The following is a 17,056-nucleotide window of genomic DNA, read 5'->3' as shown; positions in this document are numbered from 1 at the left end:
CTGAAAACCCAGTGCTCGCGCCCCACGAGTAGCCGCGCAGTTCCCCGCGCCCCTCACGACGGAGGGTCAGACGGTGGCGCGGGTGCCGTCGGCCTCGGCGGACTGCTGCTCGGCGGCGGAGAGCCTGGCGCTGCCGGTCTCCCGCATGCACAGGTAGACGACCAGCGAGACGGCCGCGCAGCCGGAGACGTACCAGTAGTAGCCGGACTCGGCGCCCGCGTTCTTGAACCAGAGGGCCACGTACTCGGCCGTGCCGCCGAACAACGCGTTGGCCAGCGCATAGGGCAGGGCGACCCCGAGTGCGCGGATCTGGGTGGGGAACAGCTCGGCCTTCACCACCGCGTTGATCGAGGTGTAGCCGGTGACCAGGACGAGGGCCACGATCGCCAGCAGCAGTGCGCCCGTGAAGCTGCCGGTGTGCGAGAGCGTGGTCATCAGCGGCACGGTGCCGAAGGTGGCGCCGACACCGAAGGTGATCAGCAGCGGGCGGCGGCCGATCCGGTCGGAGAGTGCTCCGGCGAAGGGCTGGAGCAGCATGAAGACGGTCAGCGCGAAGAAGCTGATCAGCGCGGCGTCGTTCTTGCTCAGACCGACGGTGTTGGAGAGGTACTTGGTGAGATACGTGGTGTACGTGTAGTAGGCCACGGTGCCGCCCATGGTGAGTGCCATGACCAGCGCGAACTCCCGCTTGTGCTGGAGCAGTCGGCGCATGCTGCCGCGCTCGGCGTTCTCCTCCTGGCTCTGTGCCTCGGCCTCGGTGTACGCCTCGGTCTCCATCAGGTTGCGCCGCAGCCAGAGGATCGCCGCCGCGCCGAGTGCTCCTACGACGAACGGAACGCGCCAGCCGTAGGAGTGCAGATCCGCAGCGGACATGGCGTGCTGGAGCAGGATCTGCAGGGCGAGGCCGAGCAGCTGCCCGAACGTCATCGAGACGTACTGGAAGCTGGAGACGAAGCCGCGCCGCCCGGGGTTGGACGCCTCGGTCAGGTAGGTGGCGCTGGCCGCGTACTCGCCGCCCACCGACAGGCCCTGGAGCAGGCGGGCCACCAGCAGCACGACCGCTCCGGCGTAGCCGACCTGGTGGTAGGTCGGGGCAAGAGCGATCAGCAGTGCGCTCAGCGACATCATGGTCACGGTGAGGGTGAGCGCCGCCTTCCGCCCGCGCCGGTCGGCGTAGCGCCCGAGCAGCCAGCCGCCGACCGGGCGCATGAAGAAGCCGACGGCGAAGATCCCGGCCGTGTTGAGCAGTTGGGCGGTGGGGTTGCCGTGGGGGAAGAAGGAGCTGGCGAAGTAGGTGGCGAAGCTCGCGTAGACGAACCAGTCGTACCACTCGATCAGGTTGCCGATCGAGCCGCCGACGACGGCTCTCCAGGGCGTGGCGGTGCTGCCTGCTGCGGGCATGGGGACCTCCGGGCTCGGCCGGCGGCCGGGTGGGGCCGCCGTCGGAGGCAGCGTCCACCAGCGCGGGAGGCCGGGGCGAGAGCCCGGGCCGAGAGCTAACGTCCGGTTAACACTTCGGCCCGATCACGGCCGGCCGGCATGGGTATAGAACAGGGGATATGACTCCTGAGCTGCTCGCCCGCGCCCGCGCCGTCCTCCGCGACACCCCGGTGGTGGACGGCCACAACGACCTGCCCTGGGCGATGCGCGCCCAGGTGGGCTACGACCTCGACGCGCTCGACCTGGCCGCCGACCAGAGCGCCCGCCTGCACACCGACCTGGCCAGGCTCGCCGAGGGCGGCATCGGTGCGCAGTTCTGGTCCGTGTACGTACGTAGCGACTACGCGGGCGACCGGGCGGTCAGCGCCACCCTGGAGCAGATCGACTTCGTCCGCGCGCTGACCGACCGGTACCCGGACCGGCTGCGGCTCGCGCTGAGCGCCGACGACATGGAGGCGGCCCGCGCCGAGGGCCGGATCGCCTCGCTGATGGGAGCCGAGGGCGGCCACTCCATCGCCTGCTCGCTCGCCACCCTGCGCGCGCTGCACCGTCTGGGCGTCCGCTACATGACGCTCACCCACAACGACAACCTGCCCTGGGCGGACTCGGCCACCGACGAGCCGGTGGCGGGCGGTCTCACCGCCTTCGGCGAGGAGGTGGTCAGGGAGATGAACCGCCTCGGCATGCTGGTCGACCTCTCGCACGTCTCCGCCGACACCATGCGGGACGCGCTGCGCGTCACCGAGGCGCCGGTGCTGTTCTCGCACTCCTCGGCGCGCGCCGTCTGCGACCACCCGCGCAACATCCCGGACGACGTCCTGGCCCAGCTGCCCGCCAACGGCGGTGTCGCGATGGCCACGTTCGTCCTGAAGTTCATCCTGCCCGCCGCCATCGAGTGGACCCTGGCCGCCGACGAGAACATGCGCGCCCACGGTTTCCACCACCTGGAGACCACCCCCGCCGCGATGGACTGCCAGCGTGCGTTCGAGGCCGGCCACCCGCGCCCGGAGGCCACCGCCGCCACCGTCGCCGACCACCTCGACCACATGCGCGAGGTCGCGGGCATCGACCACATCGGCATCGGCGGCGACTTCGACGGCACCGCGTTCGCCCCCGCCGACCTGGACGACGTCGCCAGCTACCCCAACCTGATCGCCGAACTGCTGCACCGCGGCTGGTCCGAAACCGACGTCTCCAAGCTGACCTGGCACAACGCGGTGCGCGTGCTGCGCGATGCGGAGTCGGTGGCGGCCGGGCTCCAGCGCACCCGCAAGCCCTCGATCGCGACCATCGCCCAGCTCGACGGCGGCATCGCTGAGACCGACCGGCAATAGGGCCCGCGGCATCGCTGTTGCCGGTCGGTCTGAGCCAGGTGCGCCTCCCCGGTGAACTGCCGACCCTGCCCGTGGGGTCAGTCGAGCAGCGGCAGCTCGATCGCCGGGCAGCGGTCCATGACCATGTCGAGACCGGCGGCGGTGGTCCGCCGGTAGGCCGCCTCGTCGATCACGTCCAGCTGGAACCAGACGGCTTTGGCACCCACCTCGACGGCCTGGTCGGCAACCTCGCCGGCCAGGCCGGAGTTGACGAACACATCCACCACGTCGACCTCGAACGGGATTTCGGCGAGAGTGGCGTAGCCCTGCTCGCCGAGCACCGTCTCGGCCTTCGGGTGCACCGGCACCACCCGCTTGCCCGCCCGCTGCAACACCCGGGCGACGCCGTAGGCGGCCCGCGCGGTGTTGTTGGACAGGCCGACCACGGCCCAGGTGTCGCCGGTGTCCCTGAGGATCATGCGGACCGCGGCTTCGTCTCCGTACGTCATGCCAGTCTGCAACCGCGGTACGGGCCGCGGCATTCCGGGCCCGGCGCTACTCGATGCCGGGGCGCCCCATCGCGCGGTACGTCCAGCCGGCGGCCCGCCACTTCGCATCGTCCAGCACGTTGCGCCCGTCCAGCAGCCGCCGCTCGGCGACGAGGGCGCCGACCGTCTCCGGGTCCAGCTCGCGGAACTCCTGCCACTCGGTCAGGTGCAGCACCACATGCGCACCCTCGACGGCCTCCAGCGCGGACTCGGCGTAGGCCAGGCCGGGGAACATCTTCCGGGCGTTGTCCATGGCCTTGGGGTCGTAGACGGTGACCTGGGCGCCCTGGAGCTGGATCTGGCCGGCGACGTTGAGCGCGGGGGAGTCCCGGATGTCGTCCGAGTTGGGCTTGAAGGCCGCGCCGAGCACGGCGACCCGGCGGCCGAGGAAGCCGCCGCCGCACTGCTCGCGGGCCAGCTCGACCATCCGGGAGCGGCGGCGCATGTTGATCGAGTCGACCTCGCGCAGGAAGGTCAGCGCCTGGTCGGCGCCCAACTCCCCGGCGCGGGCCATGAAGGCGCGGATGTCCTTGGGCAGGCAGCCGCCGCCGAAGCCGAGCCCGGCGCCGAGGAACTTGGCGCCGATCCGGTCGTCGTGGGCGAGGGCCTGGCTGAGCTGGACGACGTCCGCGCCGGCACTCTCGCAGACCTCGGCCATCGCGTTGATGAAGGAGATCTTGGTGGCCAGGAAGGAGTTGGCGGCGACCTTGACCAGCTCGGCGGTCGGGAAGTCGGTGACCACGAACGGCACGCCCTCGGCGATCGGCGTCGCGTACACCTCGCGCAGCAGCTGCTCGGCGTGCTCGCTGCGCACGCCGGCCACCAGCCGGTTGGGGTGCAGGGTGTCGCCGACGGCGTAGCCCTCGCGCAGGAACTCGGGGTTCCAGGCCAGCTCGGCGGCCTCGCCGGCGGGGGCGAGTTCGGCCAGCCGCTCGGCCAGGCGGCCGGCGCTGCCGACCGGCACGGTGGACTTGCCGACCACCAGGGTCGGCCGGGTCAGGTGCGGCGCGATCGAGTCGAGCGCGGCGTCCACGTACGACATGTCGGCCGCGAACTCGCCCTTCTTCTGCGGGGTGTTGACGCAGATGAAGTGCACGTCGCCGAAGTCGGCGACCTCCTGCCAGGAGGTGGTGAAGCGCAGCCGCCCGGTGGAGCCCTCCTGCCCGGCGACATGCTTGAGCAGCAGCTCGCCGAGGCCCGGCTCGTACATCGGCACCCGGCCCGCGGCCAGGGCGGCGATCTTCTCCGGGTCGATGTCCAGGCCGAGCACCTCGAAGCCGAGCTCCGCCATGCAGGCGGCGTGCGTGGCGCCGAGGTAGCCGGTGCCGATCACCGTGATGCGGAGGGTCACGCGCTTCCCCTTGTCAGTAGTGCCGGACCGTACGGTCCCGTCCGGCCGCAGCCACCGATGGTATCCGGCGCCCGGCCGGGCGCCGCAGCGGTCCGGACCGGGGGCAGGGGCGGGGCCAGGCCGCCGGTCGGTAACGATGTGGTCCCCGGCCGGTTGCGGACAGCCCTGAACCGCCGTTCCGATGGCGGAAATCCGTGTGATTGACGGCAGAATGCCCGGCATGGATTCGAAGGACGACATGCAGTACGAGCCGGTCGCGGCCCAACCCGCCCACCTGAGCCTGTTCGACGACCAGCCCGCACCGGTGTCCGACGGAGCCCAGCTGGCCGAGCCGGTCGGCGGCCGCAAGCGCCGCACCCGACGGGTGCTGATCTGGTCGCTGGTGGCGCTGCTGGTGGTGCTCGGCGGCGGGGTCGGCGCGCTCTACTGGACGGCGGACCACTACGCCTCCTCGGTGCAGCGCATCCCGAACGCCTTCCCGACCCTTCCGGACTCGGCCCAGCCGCAGCCCGTCGCGCACAGCGGTATGACCTTCCTGCTGGTCGGACTGGACGCCCGCTCGGACGTGCCGACCACGGGGTCGGACGCCAAGGCCCCGGCCTGGAAGGAGGGCGCGGCCCGCAGCGACACCATGATGCTGATGCACATAGCCGCCGACCGGAAGAGCGTCTCGGTGGTCTCGATCGCCCGTGACACCTGGGTGGACATCCCCGGCCACGGCCAGGCGAAGATCAATGCCGCGTACTCCTGGGGCGGCCCGGCGCTGATGGTCGAGACGGTGCAGAACCTCACCAACATCAGGATCGACCATGTCGCGGTGATCGACTGGAACGGCTTCCGCTCGCTGACCGACACGGTCGGCGGCGTGGACATCACCATCCCCAAGACCATCGAGGCCGTCGGCGGCGCCCAGCACTGGGACGCGGGAACGCAGCACATGGACGGTGCCACCGCCCTGAGCTACGTCCGCGAGCGCCACGGCCTGCCCAACGGGGACCTGGACCGCACCAAGCGCCAGCAGAACTTCCTGCGTGCCCTGATGAAGCAGACCCTCAGCTCCGGCACCCTCTCCAGCCCCACCAAGCTCGGCGGCCTGCTGAAGTCGGTCGGCGATGTGGTGAGCGTGGACGACAAGCTGAGCAACAGCGACCTCTACGACCTCGCCTGGAGCCTGCGCGGTGTGCGCGTCGGCGACGTGAGCTTCATGAACGCGCCCTTCGGCGGCTTCGCCACCATCGACGGCCAGGCGGCGGTGAAGCTGGACCAGCAGGCGGCGACCCCGCTCTGGGAGGCCATGCGCAACGACCGGATGAACCAGTACTTCGCCGAGCACAGGACCACCAGCGACATGCTGGGCGACAGCGTCCGCTGATCGCCTGTGCGGGTGTCGCGGATGTCACGTATGGGGTAGGCAGGGACCGAGCCTAGAATTAGGATCAATACTGCTACTTAACAGTAACTAACACGGTCAAGGGGCGAGGCAGATGGCGGGCAACTCTGGGGCGGACTTCGACCTGTTCCGGCTCAGCGACGAGCACGAGATGCTCCGCGAGGCGGTGCGTTCGCTCGCCGAGGCGAAGATCGCCCCGTACGCGGCCGAGGTGGACGAGCAGGGCCGTTTCCCGCAGGAGGCGCTGGACGCGCTGCAGGCCAACGACCTGCACGCCGTCCACGTCCCGCAGGAGTACGGCGGCGAGGGTGCGGACGCCCTGGCCACGGTGCTGGTGATCGAGGAGGTCGCCCGGGTCTGCGCGTCCTCCTCGCTGATCCCGGCCGTCAACAAGCTGGGTTCGCTGCCGGTGCAGCTCTCGGGCTCCGAGGAGCTGAAGCAGAAGTACCTGGGCGCGCTGGCCCGCGGCGAGGGCATGTTCTCGTACTGCCTCTCCGAGCCGGACGCCGGTTCGGACGCGGCCGGAATGAAGACCCGCGCCGAGCGCGACGGTGACTTCTGGGTGCTCAACGGCGTGAAGCGCTGGATCACCAACGCGGGCGTCTCGGAGTTCTACACGGTCATGGCCGTGACCGACCCCGAGAAGCGCTCCAAGGGCATCTCGGCCTTCGTGGTCGAGAAGAGCGACGAGGGCGTCTCCTTCGGCGCCCCGGAGAAGAAGCTGGGTATCAAGGGCTCGCCGACCCGCGAGGTCTACCTGGACAACGTCCGGATCCCCGCCGACCGCATCATCGGCGCCGAGGGCACCGGCTTCGCCACCGCGATGAAGACGCTGGACCACACCCGCATCACCATCGCCGCCCAGGCCCTCGGCATCGCCCAGGGCGCCCTCGACTACGCCAAGGGCTACGTCAAGGAGCGCAAGCAGTTCGGCAAGGCCATCGCCGAGTTCCAGGGCGTCCAGTTCATGCTGGCCGACATGGCGATGAAGCTGGAGGCCGCCCGGCAGCTCACCTACGCCGCCGCCGCCAAGTCCCAGCGCCTGGACGGCGACCTGACCTTCTTCGGCGCCGCGGCCAAGTGCTTCGCCTCGGACGTCGCCATGGAGATCACCACCGACGCCGTCCAGCTCCTCGGCGGCTACGGCTACACCCGCGACTACCCGGTCGAGCGCATGATGCGCGACGCGAAGATCACCCAGATTTATGAAGGCACCAACCAGGTGCAGCGCATCGTCATGGCGCGCAACCTGCCGTAACGGTCCGCAAGTCGAAGGGCCCCGCCGGGTGGCGGGGCCCTTCGTGCTGTCCGGTGGGTGCTACTTGACGTCCGGTACCGCGGTGTCGTTCTTGAAGGCGTCGAAGACCTCCTTGGACTTCACCGGATCCCACTTGAGCGCAGACTCACCGTCCGGGGCACGGTAGTTGGCGTTGCCGACCGGAACGGTGACGGTCTTGCCGCTGCCGCCGGAGATGCCCTTCATGGCGAGGAAGAACGAACCGAGGTCGGTCAGACCGGTGTCGTTGTCCACGATCAGGGTGCCGAGGCCCGAGCTGATCAGCGGGTAGAGCGTGAAGGGGTTGAGCAGGGTGGCCGGGGAGGCGGCCTGCTTGGCCAGCGCCGAGAGGAACTTCTGCTGGTTGCGCATCCGGCCCAGGTCCTGGTCGGCCATCTGGTGCCGCTGCCGGACGAAGGCCAGCGACTGGGTGCCGTTCAGACTCTGGCAGCCGGCCTTCAGGTTGAGGCCCGAGTCCTGGTCGGAGATGTCCTTGTCGATGCACATGTTGACGCCGCCGACCGAGTCCACGATGCCGACGAATCCGGCGAAGCCGATCTCGGCGTAGTGGTCGATGTGGATGCCGGTGTTGGTCTCGATGGTCTGCACCAGCAGTTGGCCGCCGCCGTTGTTGAAGGCCGAGTTGATCTTCGAGGTGGTGGCGGGAATGGTCTTGCCGTTCCCGTTGGTGTTCAGGTGCTGCGGGATCGGCACCCAGGAGTCGCGCGGGACGCTCATCAGGGTGTTCCCGTGGTCCCCGATGTGCAGGATCATCATCGAGTCGCTGCGCTTACCGGTGTCGGTACCGGTGTGCATCGCGTCCTTCTGCGCGTCGCTCAGCCCGTCCCGGCTGTCGGAGCCGACGATCAGCCAGTTGGTGCCCTTCCCGGCGGGCGGGCGGCCCGGGTAGGAGGCCAGGGTGTTCTCGTGGTTGAGCTTGGAGTCGGCCCAGAAGTAGGTGCCGAGACCGGTGACCAGGAGTGCACCGACCAGGGCGAGCGCGGTCACCTTGATCTTCCGGCTGCGCGGCCACCGCGAGTTCGCCGCACCCCCGGGCGCCACCCGAGGGGCCGGCGGTACCGCACCGGGGGGTATCGAGCCGGGGGGTATCGAGCCGGGCTGCGGTATGGACCCGGGAGGTATGGACCCCTGCGCCGGCACACCCGCGCCCCGAGGAGCGCCGCCCGGTCGCGACGGGTACCCGGGCTGTGCGCCGTACCCGCCGCCCTGCGGCGCAGCGGGCTGCGGACGCCGGGGCGAGGGTGCTCCGGGGCCGCGCGGGTTGAGCCCGGGCGGCAGCGGGGGCTCGGCGCCCGCGCCGCCGCCCCCGTACCCGCCGTTGCCCTGACCGTACGAGCTGCCGCCGCCGCTCGGGCGGTCCTCCTGCCACGTGTTCATGTGGGGAAGGATGCCCGAAACGGGTGGCCGGCAGTGCGGCCGGGGTGTCCGGAGGCCTCGTTGTAGCAGTTTTGATGCAAGGGCCGGATGGTTCCGCCGCATGTTCACGCCGGTCCGGGCGCGTGCGCGCATGACTGTGCGTGTTCACCGGCCGAAACGGTCCTTGACCAGCTCGAACACTGCGTGTTTGCATGATGCGCATGGAGCAGCGAAGGATCCTCACGCGTCGGCGGCACGTCGACCTGCTGCGTGTGTCCTGTTCGCTGTGTCGTGGCTGACCGCTCGCCACCGTTCGACCCTCACCACGCCTCGCCCGCACCCCGGGCTCCCGGCTCTCCCGCTTCCGCTCCGCCTTCTCGCCGGCCTGACGTCCGGGCCTCTCGACAGCCCCCGGCTGCCCGACCGCTGTCCGACGATTCCCGGTCGCCCCCGACGGCCCGGGCCGGTGTCCCCGCACGGTTCTGCCGTGCCCTTCCCCGAGGTGAACTCCATGGCCACCGTCCTGTCCGTCTCCGGATCCCCCTCCCCGACCTCCCGCACCACCCGCCTGCTCCGCCACGTCGACGCCCGGCTCGCGGCGCACGGCCACCGGGTCGTCCCGTTCGAGGTCCGCAGCCTCCCTGCGGAGGCGCTGCTCGCCGCGGACACCTCGCACCCCGAACTCGCCCGGGCCCTGGACCTGTTCGGCCAGGCCGACGGCGTGGTGATCGGCACTCCCGTCTACAAGGCCGCCTACTCGGGTCTGCTCAAGGCCCTGCTGGACGTGCTGCCGCAGTACGCCCTGGCGGGAAAGACCGTGCTGCCGCTGGCGACCGGCGGCTCCACCGCGCACGTCCTCGCGGTGGACTACGCGCTGCGGCCGGTGCTCGCCTCGATGGGCGCCGAGCACATCACCCAGGGCTGGTTCGTCCTGGACCGGCACATAGGGGTCAGGGAGGACGGCAGCACCGCCGTCGAGCGCGAGACGGACGTGCTGCTCACCCCGGTGGTGGACGCCTTCGCCGCGGCCCTGGACCGCCGCTCCCGGCCGGCCGGAGGGAAGGCCCCCGAGCCGGTCCTGGCCGGCTGACCCTGAGTGGGGATGGCGTGGGCCCCTAGGGGGAGGGGCCCCGAATCCCGTACATCGGGAGTCCTCCGGCTTCCTCCCGGCGGATGACGATCCGTTCCCGACGGGCTCCTAACGTGGTTCTTGGCTCCCCGCCGCACCGGTTGTCCTGGAGGCAACTCCACCGCAGGGGTGGGGGCAACCCGAGGATGAAGACGGAAGCCCGCACCATGTCGGCGGGCGGGTGGTCTGCGTCAGGCTCGGGGTCAACGGGTGGACACGATCTAGGAGACTCCAGTGACGACGGCAGCGACAGCCGTACATAACGCGCCGCTTCCCGGGGCTCAGGCCGCCCCGGCGGCCGCCGCGCGGCAGGTGACCAAGGCGTACGGCGCGGGGGAGACCAGGGTCACTGCGCTCGACTCGGTCGACGTGGACATCCAGAGCGGCCGGTTCACCGCCATCATGGGACCCTCGGGCTCGGGCAAGTCGACTCTGATGCACTGCCTGGCCGGGCTCGACACCGTCTCCTCGGGCCGGATCTGGATCGGCGACACCGAGATCACCGGGCTGAAGGACCGGCAGCTCACCAGGCTCCGCCGGGACAAGATCGGCTTCATCTTCCAGGCGTTCAACCTGCTCCCGACGCTCAACGCGCTGGAGAACATCACCCTCCCGATGGACATCGCCGGCCGTAAGCCCGACCGGGCCTGGCTGGACCAGGTGGTCGCCACCGTCGGCCTGGCGGACCGGCTGAAGCACCGTCCGACCCAGCTCTCCGGCGGCCAGCAGCAGCGCGTCGCGGTGGCCAGAGCCCTGGCCGCCCGTCCCGAGATCATCTTCGGTGACGAGCCCACCGGCAACCTCGACTCCCGCTCGGGAGCCGAGGTGCTGACGTTCCTGCGCCGCTCGGTGGACGAGCTGGGCCAGACGATCGTCATGGTCACCCACGACCCGGTCGCCGCCTCCTACGCGGACCGCGTGCTCTTCCTCGCCGACGGCGTGATCGTCGACGAGATGCACGCCCCGACCGCCGACTCCGTCCTTGAGCGCATGCGCCGTTTCGACGGCAAGCGCACCAGCTGAGGGGCCTGGGATGCTGCTCAAGACCTCACTGCGGAGCTTCTTCGCGCACAAGGGGCGAATGGCGCTCTCGCTGATAGCCGTGGTGCTCTCGGTAGCCTTTGTCTCCGGCACGCTGGTCTTCTCCAACACGGCCACCGCCACCTTCGACCGGCTCTTCGCCTCCACGGCGTCGGACGTCTCGGTCGGCCCGCACAGCGACCGGACCGCCGATCGGCAGGTCGGCGCAAAGGTCAGGACGGTCCCGGTCGGGACGGTGCAGAAGGTCTCCGCCCTGCCGGGCGTCAAGTCCGCGGTCGGCGAGATCTTCGTGTCGAGCGCCGTCCTGGTCGACCCGGCCACCAACAAGACGGTCGGCCCCACCACCGGCGCCCCGACCCTGACCGGCAACTGGGTCGAGACCCCGCGCGACTCCCTGGAGATCACCTCTGGCCACGCCCCCCAGGGCTCCGGCCAGATCCTGCTGGACAGCGACACCGTCAAGAAGGCGGGCCTGGGCCTCGGCAGCCAGCTCCGCCTGGTCACCGCCACCGGCAACTACGACCTCGAAATCTCCGGGATCGCCACCTTCAAGACCACCAACCCCGGTGCGGCGCTCGCCTTCCTGGACACCCAGACCGCTCAGCGGACACTGCTCGGCACCGCCGCCTACACCTCGGTCGAGGTCTTCGGCGACGGCAGCCGCAGCAACGACGCCCTCAAGGCCGAGGCCGCCACCGCCGTCGGCACCGGCTTCGACCTGAAGACCGCGGCCGAGCAGAAGGCGGAGAACGCCAAGGGCGTCGGCTCCTTCCTCGACTTCATGAAGTACGCCATGCTCGGCTTCGCCGGGATCTCCCTGCTGGTCGGCGGCTTCCTGATCATCAACACCTTCTCCATGCTGGTCGCCCAGCGCACCCGTGAGATCGGCCTGATGCGTGCCATCGGCGGCAGTCGCGGCCAGGTCAACGGCTCGGTGCTGGTCGAGGCGCTGATCCTCGCGGTACTCGGCTCGACGCTCGGCCTCTTCGGCGGCATCGGCCTGGCCATGCTGCTGATCCGGCTGATGAGCGCGGTGGGGATGAACCTGACCTCCGCCGGTCTGGAGATCGGCGCCTCCGTCCCGATCGCCTCGTACACGGTCGGCATCGTGATCACCGTGCTGGCGGCCTTCATACCGGCCCGCCGGGCCGGAAGGATCTCCCCGATGTCCGCCCTGCGCGACCACGGCACCCCGGCCGAGGGCAAGGCCAACCGGATCCGCGCCGCCGTCGGCCTGGTGCTCACGGCCGGTGGCGCCGCCCTGCTCGTCACGGCCGCCCAGGCGGACAAGCCCGCCACCGGCGGTGCACTCCTGGGCCTGGGCGTGGTGCTGACGCTGATCGGCTTCGTGGTGATCGGCCCGCTGCTCGCCACGGGCCTGATCCGGGTGCTCGGCGCGGTGCTGCCCGCGCTCTTCGGCCCGTCCGGCCGCCTCGCCCAGCGGAACGCTATGCGCAACCCGCGCCGTACGGGTGCCACCGCCGCCGCGCTGATGATCGGCCTGGCGCTGGTCATCGGAGCATCGGTCTTCACCTCCTCGTACGTCAGCTCCACCAACGAGCAGATAGACAGGTCCGTCGGCGCCGACTACATCGTGGACGGCGGCCGGAACGGTCTCACCCCGGCCATGGTGAGCGCCGCGAAGTCCGTCAAGGGCCTCGACCACCTCACCGAGCAGAAGGAGATCGCCGCCACCCTCACCCTGCCGGACGGCACCAGGAGCGACACCGGGCTGTCGGCCGTCTCACCGGCCTTCGTCGACGACTTCCGCCTCCCCGTCAAGGCCGGTTCGGCCACCGCGATCACCGGCGGCGGCGTCTCGGTGGACGAGGCCTTCGCCACGGCGCACCACCTCTCGGTCGGCGACAGGCTCACCTTCGACTACGGCCAGGGCCGCACCCAGAGCCTTGAACTGGGCCTGATCACCGCCAAGGGCAACTCGCTCTTCGACGGTAACCTCTTCACCGGCATCGACACCGTCGCCAAGGCCGTCCCGGCCGCCGAACTCCCGCAGGACGTCGTGCTGTTCGGCAAGGCCGAGTCCGGCGTGGACAAGGCCAGGACGCTCGACGCCCTGCAGGAGTCGCTCAAGGCGTACCCGCAGCTCACCGTCAAGGACCAGGCCGGGTACAAGAAGATCATCCAGGACCAGATCAACAGCCTGCTGTATCTCGTCTACGGCCTGCTCGGGCTGGCCATCGTGGTCGCGATCCTCGGTGTGGTGAACACCCTGGCCCTCTCGGTGGTCGAGCGCACCCGCGAGATCGGCCTGCTCCGCGCGATCGGTCTGTCGCGCCGCCAGCTGCGCCGGATGATCCGGCTGGAGTCGGTGGTGATCGCGATCTTCGGCGCCGTCCTCGGCACGGGCCTCGGCCTCGCCTGGGGGATCACCGCCCAGCGGGTCCTCTCCGGAAAGGGCCTGAGCACGCTGAGCATCCCCACCGGGACGATCGTCGGTGTGCTGCTGGCCTCGGCCGCGATCGGTCTGCTGGCGGCGCTGCTCCCGGCCTTCCGGGCCGGGCGGATGAACGTCCTCGCGGCGATCGCGACGGACTGACGATGACAGCGGACTGACGATCGCGACGGACCGACACGGAGCGGCCGGTTGGCGACAGCCGGATCGGGGGAGCGGGTGGCCGGGTGCGCAAGCGCCCGGCCACCCGCTGGTCTGCGCGGTGGACCTCTGCCCTCAGGGGCAGCTGATCTCACTGCCGGTGGCAGCCGAGACGGTCGGCGCGGGCCCGGGGGAGAGGGACGAGCGCAAGGACGGGGGCGACGCATCCGGCGCCGGGCCCGACGTGGAGCTCGGCAGCGCGGTCACCCCCAGGTAGTCGCTGCCCGCGATCACCTGCATCGTCGCGCCCAGCCCCGGCACCTGGACCGGCTCTGCGGCGGGCAGGGCGGCAGCGAGGGTACGCACGGAGTCGTCCCAGCGAGGGTCGTACCTGATCACCGTCCTCGTCGCGGTACCGGCGCCCGCATTGGACGGCGTCCCGGTGGTGGCGAAGCCGAGTCTGCGCAGATCGCCGTCCACTCTGGCCCCCAGACCCAGGAGCCCGGCGCCGTTGAGCACCTGCACGTGGATCTGCCCGGGAGGCACGCTCGGAGCGGACGGAGCGGACGGCACGCCCGGGGCGGCCGCGCCGGGAGGGGGAGCGGGAGCGGCCGGTGCCTCCGGTCGGCCGGTGAGCGGCCTGCCCTCCCGCACCGCGGTGAACAGGGCCTTGGCGCCGCGCTGGTCCCAGAGCACCGTGGAGCCCCAGCCGCTGACCTGGTGGTCGATGACCGAGAGCGGGATGGTGGCGAAGTCCGCATTGGCCGCCGACAGGTCCTTCAACCGGGCCGCCAGGGCGAGCAGGTCGTCGGGGGAGAGGTTCTTGTCGACCTTGACCGACCGCAGCACGCTGTCCATGACCCGGCCCAGGCGCGCCGGATTGAACAGGGTGCCGGTGCCGGCGGCCTGGCGCAACAGCTGGGCCAGGAACTTCTGCTGACGCTGCATCCGGCCGAGGTCCGAGCTGCCGTCCACATGCCGGGCGCGGACGTACTTGAGCGCACCCGCGCCGTCCAGACGGGACGTTCCGGCGCGCAGGTCCAGGCCCGCGTACTCGTCCTTGAGCGGCTTGGCGGTGCACACCTCGACCCCGCCCAGCGCGTCCACGGTGGAGACGAAGCCGAGGAAGTCGACCTGGAGGTAGTGGTCGATCCGCAGGCCGGTGTTCTGTTCCACGGTGCGGACGGCGAGTGGTGCACCGCCCATCCCGTACGCCGCGTTGATCCGGCCCTTGCCGGCCGGGACCTGCTTGCGGGTGGCCGGGTCCTGGTGGGCCGGGATGGTCACATAGGAGTCGCGCGGGATGCTGATCACACTGGCCCGGCCGCCGTCCTTGGCGAGTTGGACGATCATCATCGTGTCGGTGCAGTGGCAGGACTCGCCGCCCGCGTGCAGCACGTCCTTGAGGGTCGTCTCCGGAATGCCCTCGCGCTCGTCCGTCCCGACGACCAGGAAGGTGGTCCCGCCGTCGTCGTCGGGGCGGTCCCCGGCCTCGGCGAAGGCGTCCACCCGGTCGATCGAACCGCCGACCCCGTTGAGCACCGCCCAGCCCGTGCAGGAGGTGGCCAGCACCGCCGTCGAGACCGAACCGGCCAGCCAGAGCCCCACCCGGCGCCGGGCCGCACCACGGACGGAACCGGATTCTGCGAACGGCCCGGTGGATACAGCGGCGGGATGCCGACGGGATGAAGAGGCCATCTCCCGGATGGTAGGCGCGCCGCCGCACGGCCGGGCGGGGACGCGCCGGGACGTACGGCGGGGCGGCGCAACGCTCCTCCCCGATGGATCGGACCGCCGGACCGGTCGGCACATCCGGGCCCGGAAGATCGTTGCGGGCAACCCGAACCTGACAATGCAGGTCGGCCGCCGGTACGGTGGGCCACGATGAACACCAAGGCTGCTGAGGAGCTGCCGGCGGTCTCCGTGATCATGCCGGTGCTCAACGAGGAACGACACCTGCGCACCGCCGTCCGGCACATCCTGGAGCAGGAGTACTCCGGCGACCTCGAGGTGGTGATCGCTCTCGGCCCCTCCACCGACCGGACCGACGAGATCGCCGCCGAGCTGGTCGCCGAGGACCCCCGGGTCCGTACCGTGCCCAACCCCACGGGCCGCACCCCCGCCGGTCTGAACGCGGCGATCCGGGGCTCCCGCCACCCGATAGTGGTGCGCGTGGACGGCCACGGCCTGCTCACCCCCGGGTACATCGCCACGGCCGTCCGCCTGCTCGGTGAGATGGACGCCGCCAACGTCGGCGGCATCATGCACGCCGAGGGCGAGACCGAGTGGGAGAACGCGGTCGCCGCCGCCATGACCTCCAAGATCGGGGTCGGCAACGCGGCCTTCCACACCGGCGGTCTGGCCGGTCCGGCCGAGACGGTCTACCTCGGTGTCTTCCGCCGTGAGGTGCTGGAGAAGCAGGGCGGCTACAACGAGGAGTTCATCCGCGCCCAGGACTGGGAGCTCAACTACCGCATCCGCCAGGACGGCGGGCTGATCTGGTTCACCCCGCAGCTGCGGGTGACCTACCGGCCCCGGCCCAGCGTGCGAGCGCTCGCCAAGCAGTACAAGGACTACGGCCGTTGGCGCCGAGTGGTCACCCGCTACCACCGGGGCTCGGTCAACCTGCGCTACCTGGCACCGCCGACCGCCCTGCTCGGCGTGGTCGCCGGACTGGTGCTCGGTGCCGCCGTGCACCCCGCCTTCCTGGTCGTCCCCGGTGGCTACCTGCTCGGCATCCTCGGCGGCTCCGTGGTCGAGGGCCGCGGCCTCTCCGCCCGGGCCCGCCTCCAACTGCCGGTCGCCCTCGCCACCATGCACATGAGCTGGGGCTTCGGCTTCCTCACCTCGCCGCGCTCGCTGGCCCGCCGGGTCATCGACAGCAAGCGCCCGACCCCGATGAACAGCGCCGCAGCCGACGCGAGTCAGAGCAGCCCGCGCGCCTGAGACCGGATGCGGCCGGTGAAGTGGGCGGTATCGCCCACCTCCTGGGCCGTGGGCCGCTAAGTTCGGCGGCATGGCGATTCCTGATGAGGCATCAGTACGCATCGAGCCGAGCGCCGATGTGGACGAGCGGTCCGTGATCGGCCCCGGCAGTACGGTCTGGCATCTCGCGCAGGTGCGTGAGGGGGCCGAGATCGGGGCCGACTGCATCATCGGGCGCGGCGCCTATGTCGGCCCCGGCGTGCGGATCGGCGACCGGGTCAAGCTGCAGAACCATGCCCTGGTCTACGAACCCGCTGTCGTCGAGGACGGTGTCTTCATCGGCCCGGCGGCGGTGCTGACCAACGACATGTACCCGCGCTCGGTCGACCCGGACGGCAGGCTGAAGCGCGGTGACGACTGGCATGCCCAGGGGGTGACGCTTCGCCGGGGCTGCTCGGTCGGTGGCCGGGCGGTGCTGGTCGCCGGGGTGACGGTGGGCCGCTGGGCACTGGTCGCGGCCGGTGCCGTGGTGCACCGGGACGTCCCGGACTTCGCGCTGGTGGCCGGTGTCCCGGCCCGCCGGATCAAGTGGGTGGGCCGGGCGGGTGAGCCCCTGACGGACGCCGGTGGCGGGCGCTGGCGCTGCCCGCGCACCGGCGAGGAGTACATCGAGACCGACGGCGTACTGACCGAGGCCCGGTAGGGCCCCGCG

13 protein-coding genes are annotated in these 17,056 nt (G+C 70.9%); 8 read left to right on the top strand and 5 right to left on the bottom strand.

Translation table 11 applies throughout. From position 1 onward, the window contains the following. Nucleotides 1-66: 66 nt before the first annotated feature. Nucleotides 67-1,401 carry an MFS transporter gene (locus tag P3T39_RS05110; RefSeq protein ID WP_280696131.1) on the bottom strand — a complete coding sequence of 445 codons (1,335 nt, stop codon included), beginning with the start codon at nt 1,399-1,401 and terminating at the stop codon, nt 67-69. 158 nt (nt 1,402-1,559) lie between these two features. On the opposite strand from P3T39_RS05110, the gene P3T39_RS05105 reads away from it, so the two are divergent. Continuing rightward, nucleotides 1,560-2,774, top strand: a complete 1,215-nt coding sequence (locus P3T39_RS05105) for a dipeptidase (RefSeq protein WP_280696130.1) — start codon at nt 1,560-1,562, stop codon at nt 2,772-2,774. Nucleotides 2,775-2,851: 77 nt separating this feature from the next. Here the strand turns inward: P3T39_RS05105 and P3T39_RS05100 are convergent, their stop codons facing one another. Beyond that, on the bottom strand, nt 2,852-3,262 hold the full coding sequence (locus tag P3T39_RS05100) for a CoA-binding protein (protein ID WP_280696129.1): 411 nt from the start codon (nt 3,260-3,262) through the stop codon (nt 2,852-2,854). 46 nt (nt 3,263-3,308) lie between these two features. Beyond that, on the bottom strand, nt 3,309-4,652 hold the full coding sequence (locus tag P3T39_RS05095; protein WP_280696128.1) for a UDP-glucose/GDP-mannose dehydrogenase family protein: 1,344 nt from the start codon (nt 4,650-4,652) through the stop codon (nt 3,309-3,311). A gap of 220 nt (nt 4,653-4,872) precedes the next feature. On the opposite strand from P3T39_RS05095, the gene P3T39_RS05090 reads away from it, so the two are divergent. Continuing rightward, on the top strand, nt 4,873-6,024 hold the full coding sequence (locus tag P3T39_RS05090) for an LCP family protein (protein ID WP_280696127.1): 1,152 nt from the start codon (nt 4,873-4,875) through the stop codon (nt 6,022-6,024). Nucleotides 6,025-6,136: 112 nt separating this feature from the next. Beyond that, complete coding sequence (locus P3T39_RS05085; protein ID WP_280696126.1) at nt 6,137-7,300, top strand: acyl-CoA dehydrogenase family protein; 1,164 nt, start codon at nt 6,137-6,139, stop codon at nt 7,298-7,300. A 60-nt stretch (nt 7,301-7,360) separates the two neighbouring features. On the opposite strand, the gene P3T39_RS05080 is transcribed toward P3T39_RS05085, so the two are convergent. Next, on the bottom strand, nt 7,361-8,716 hold the full coding sequence (locus P3T39_RS05080; protein ID WP_280696125.1) for an LCP family protein: 1,356 nt from the start codon (nt 8,714-8,716) through the stop codon (nt 7,361-7,363). 490 nt (nt 8,717-9,206) lie between these two features. On the opposite strand from P3T39_RS05080, the gene ssuE reads away from it, so the two are divergent. From ssuE to P3T39_RS05065, 3 genes are all read left to right on the top strand, one after another. Next, nucleotides 9,207-9,785 (top strand): NADPH-dependent FMN reductase, encoded by a 579-nt coding sequence (ssuE, locus tag P3T39_RS05075; protein ID WP_280696124.1) that lies wholly within the window; start codon nt 9,207-9,209, stop codon nt 9,783-9,785. Between the two features lie 273 nt (nt 9,786-10,058). Next, nucleotides 10,059-10,847, top strand: coding sequence for an ABC transporter ATP-binding protein (locus P3T39_RS05070; RefSeq protein ID WP_280696123.1), 789 nt, complete (start codon nt 10,059-10,061; stop codon nt 10,845-10,847). 10 nt (nt 10,848-10,857) lie between these two features. Beyond that, nucleotides 10,858-13,422 (top strand): FtsX-like permease family protein, encoded by a 2,565-nt coding sequence (locus tag P3T39_RS05065; protein WP_280696122.1) that lies wholly within the window; start codon nt 10,858-10,860, stop codon nt 13,420-13,422. Nucleotides 13,423-13,554: 132 nt separating this feature from the next. On the opposite strand, the gene P3T39_RS05060 is transcribed toward P3T39_RS05065, so the two are convergent. After that, the gene (locus tag P3T39_RS05060) at nt 13,555-15,117 is read right to left on the bottom strand and encodes an LCP family protein (protein ID WP_280696121.1); all 1,563 of its coding nucleotides are present in this window, start codon (nt 15,115-15,117) and stop codon (nt 13,555-13,557) included. A 186-nt stretch (nt 15,118-15,303) separates the two neighbouring features. Here P3T39_RS05060 and P3T39_RS05055 point away from each other — a divergent pair, with 186 nt between their 5' ends. Beyond that, nucleotides 15,304-16,365, top strand: a complete 1,062-nt coding sequence (locus tag P3T39_RS05055) for a glycosyltransferase family 2 protein (RefSeq protein WP_280696120.1) — start codon at nt 15,304-15,306, stop codon at nt 16,363-16,365. Between the two features lie 70 nt (nt 16,366-16,435). Then, nucleotides 16,436-17,047: an acyltransferase gene (locus tag P3T39_RS05050; RefSeq protein ID WP_280696119.1), complete on the top strand. Its 612-nt coding sequence runs from the start codon at nt 16,436-16,438 to the stop codon at nt 17,045-17,047. The last annotated feature ends 9 nt before the right edge of the window (nt 17,048-17,056 follow it).

This window comes from Kitasatospora sp. GP82 (assembly GCF_029892105.1).
Taxonomy (GTDB): Bacteria; Actinomycetota; Actinomycetes; order Streptomycetales; family Streptomycetaceae; genus Kitasatospora.
The sequence above is the reverse complement of the archived record's forward strand: the minus strand, read 5'-3'. Positions and strand labels throughout refer to the sequence as shown.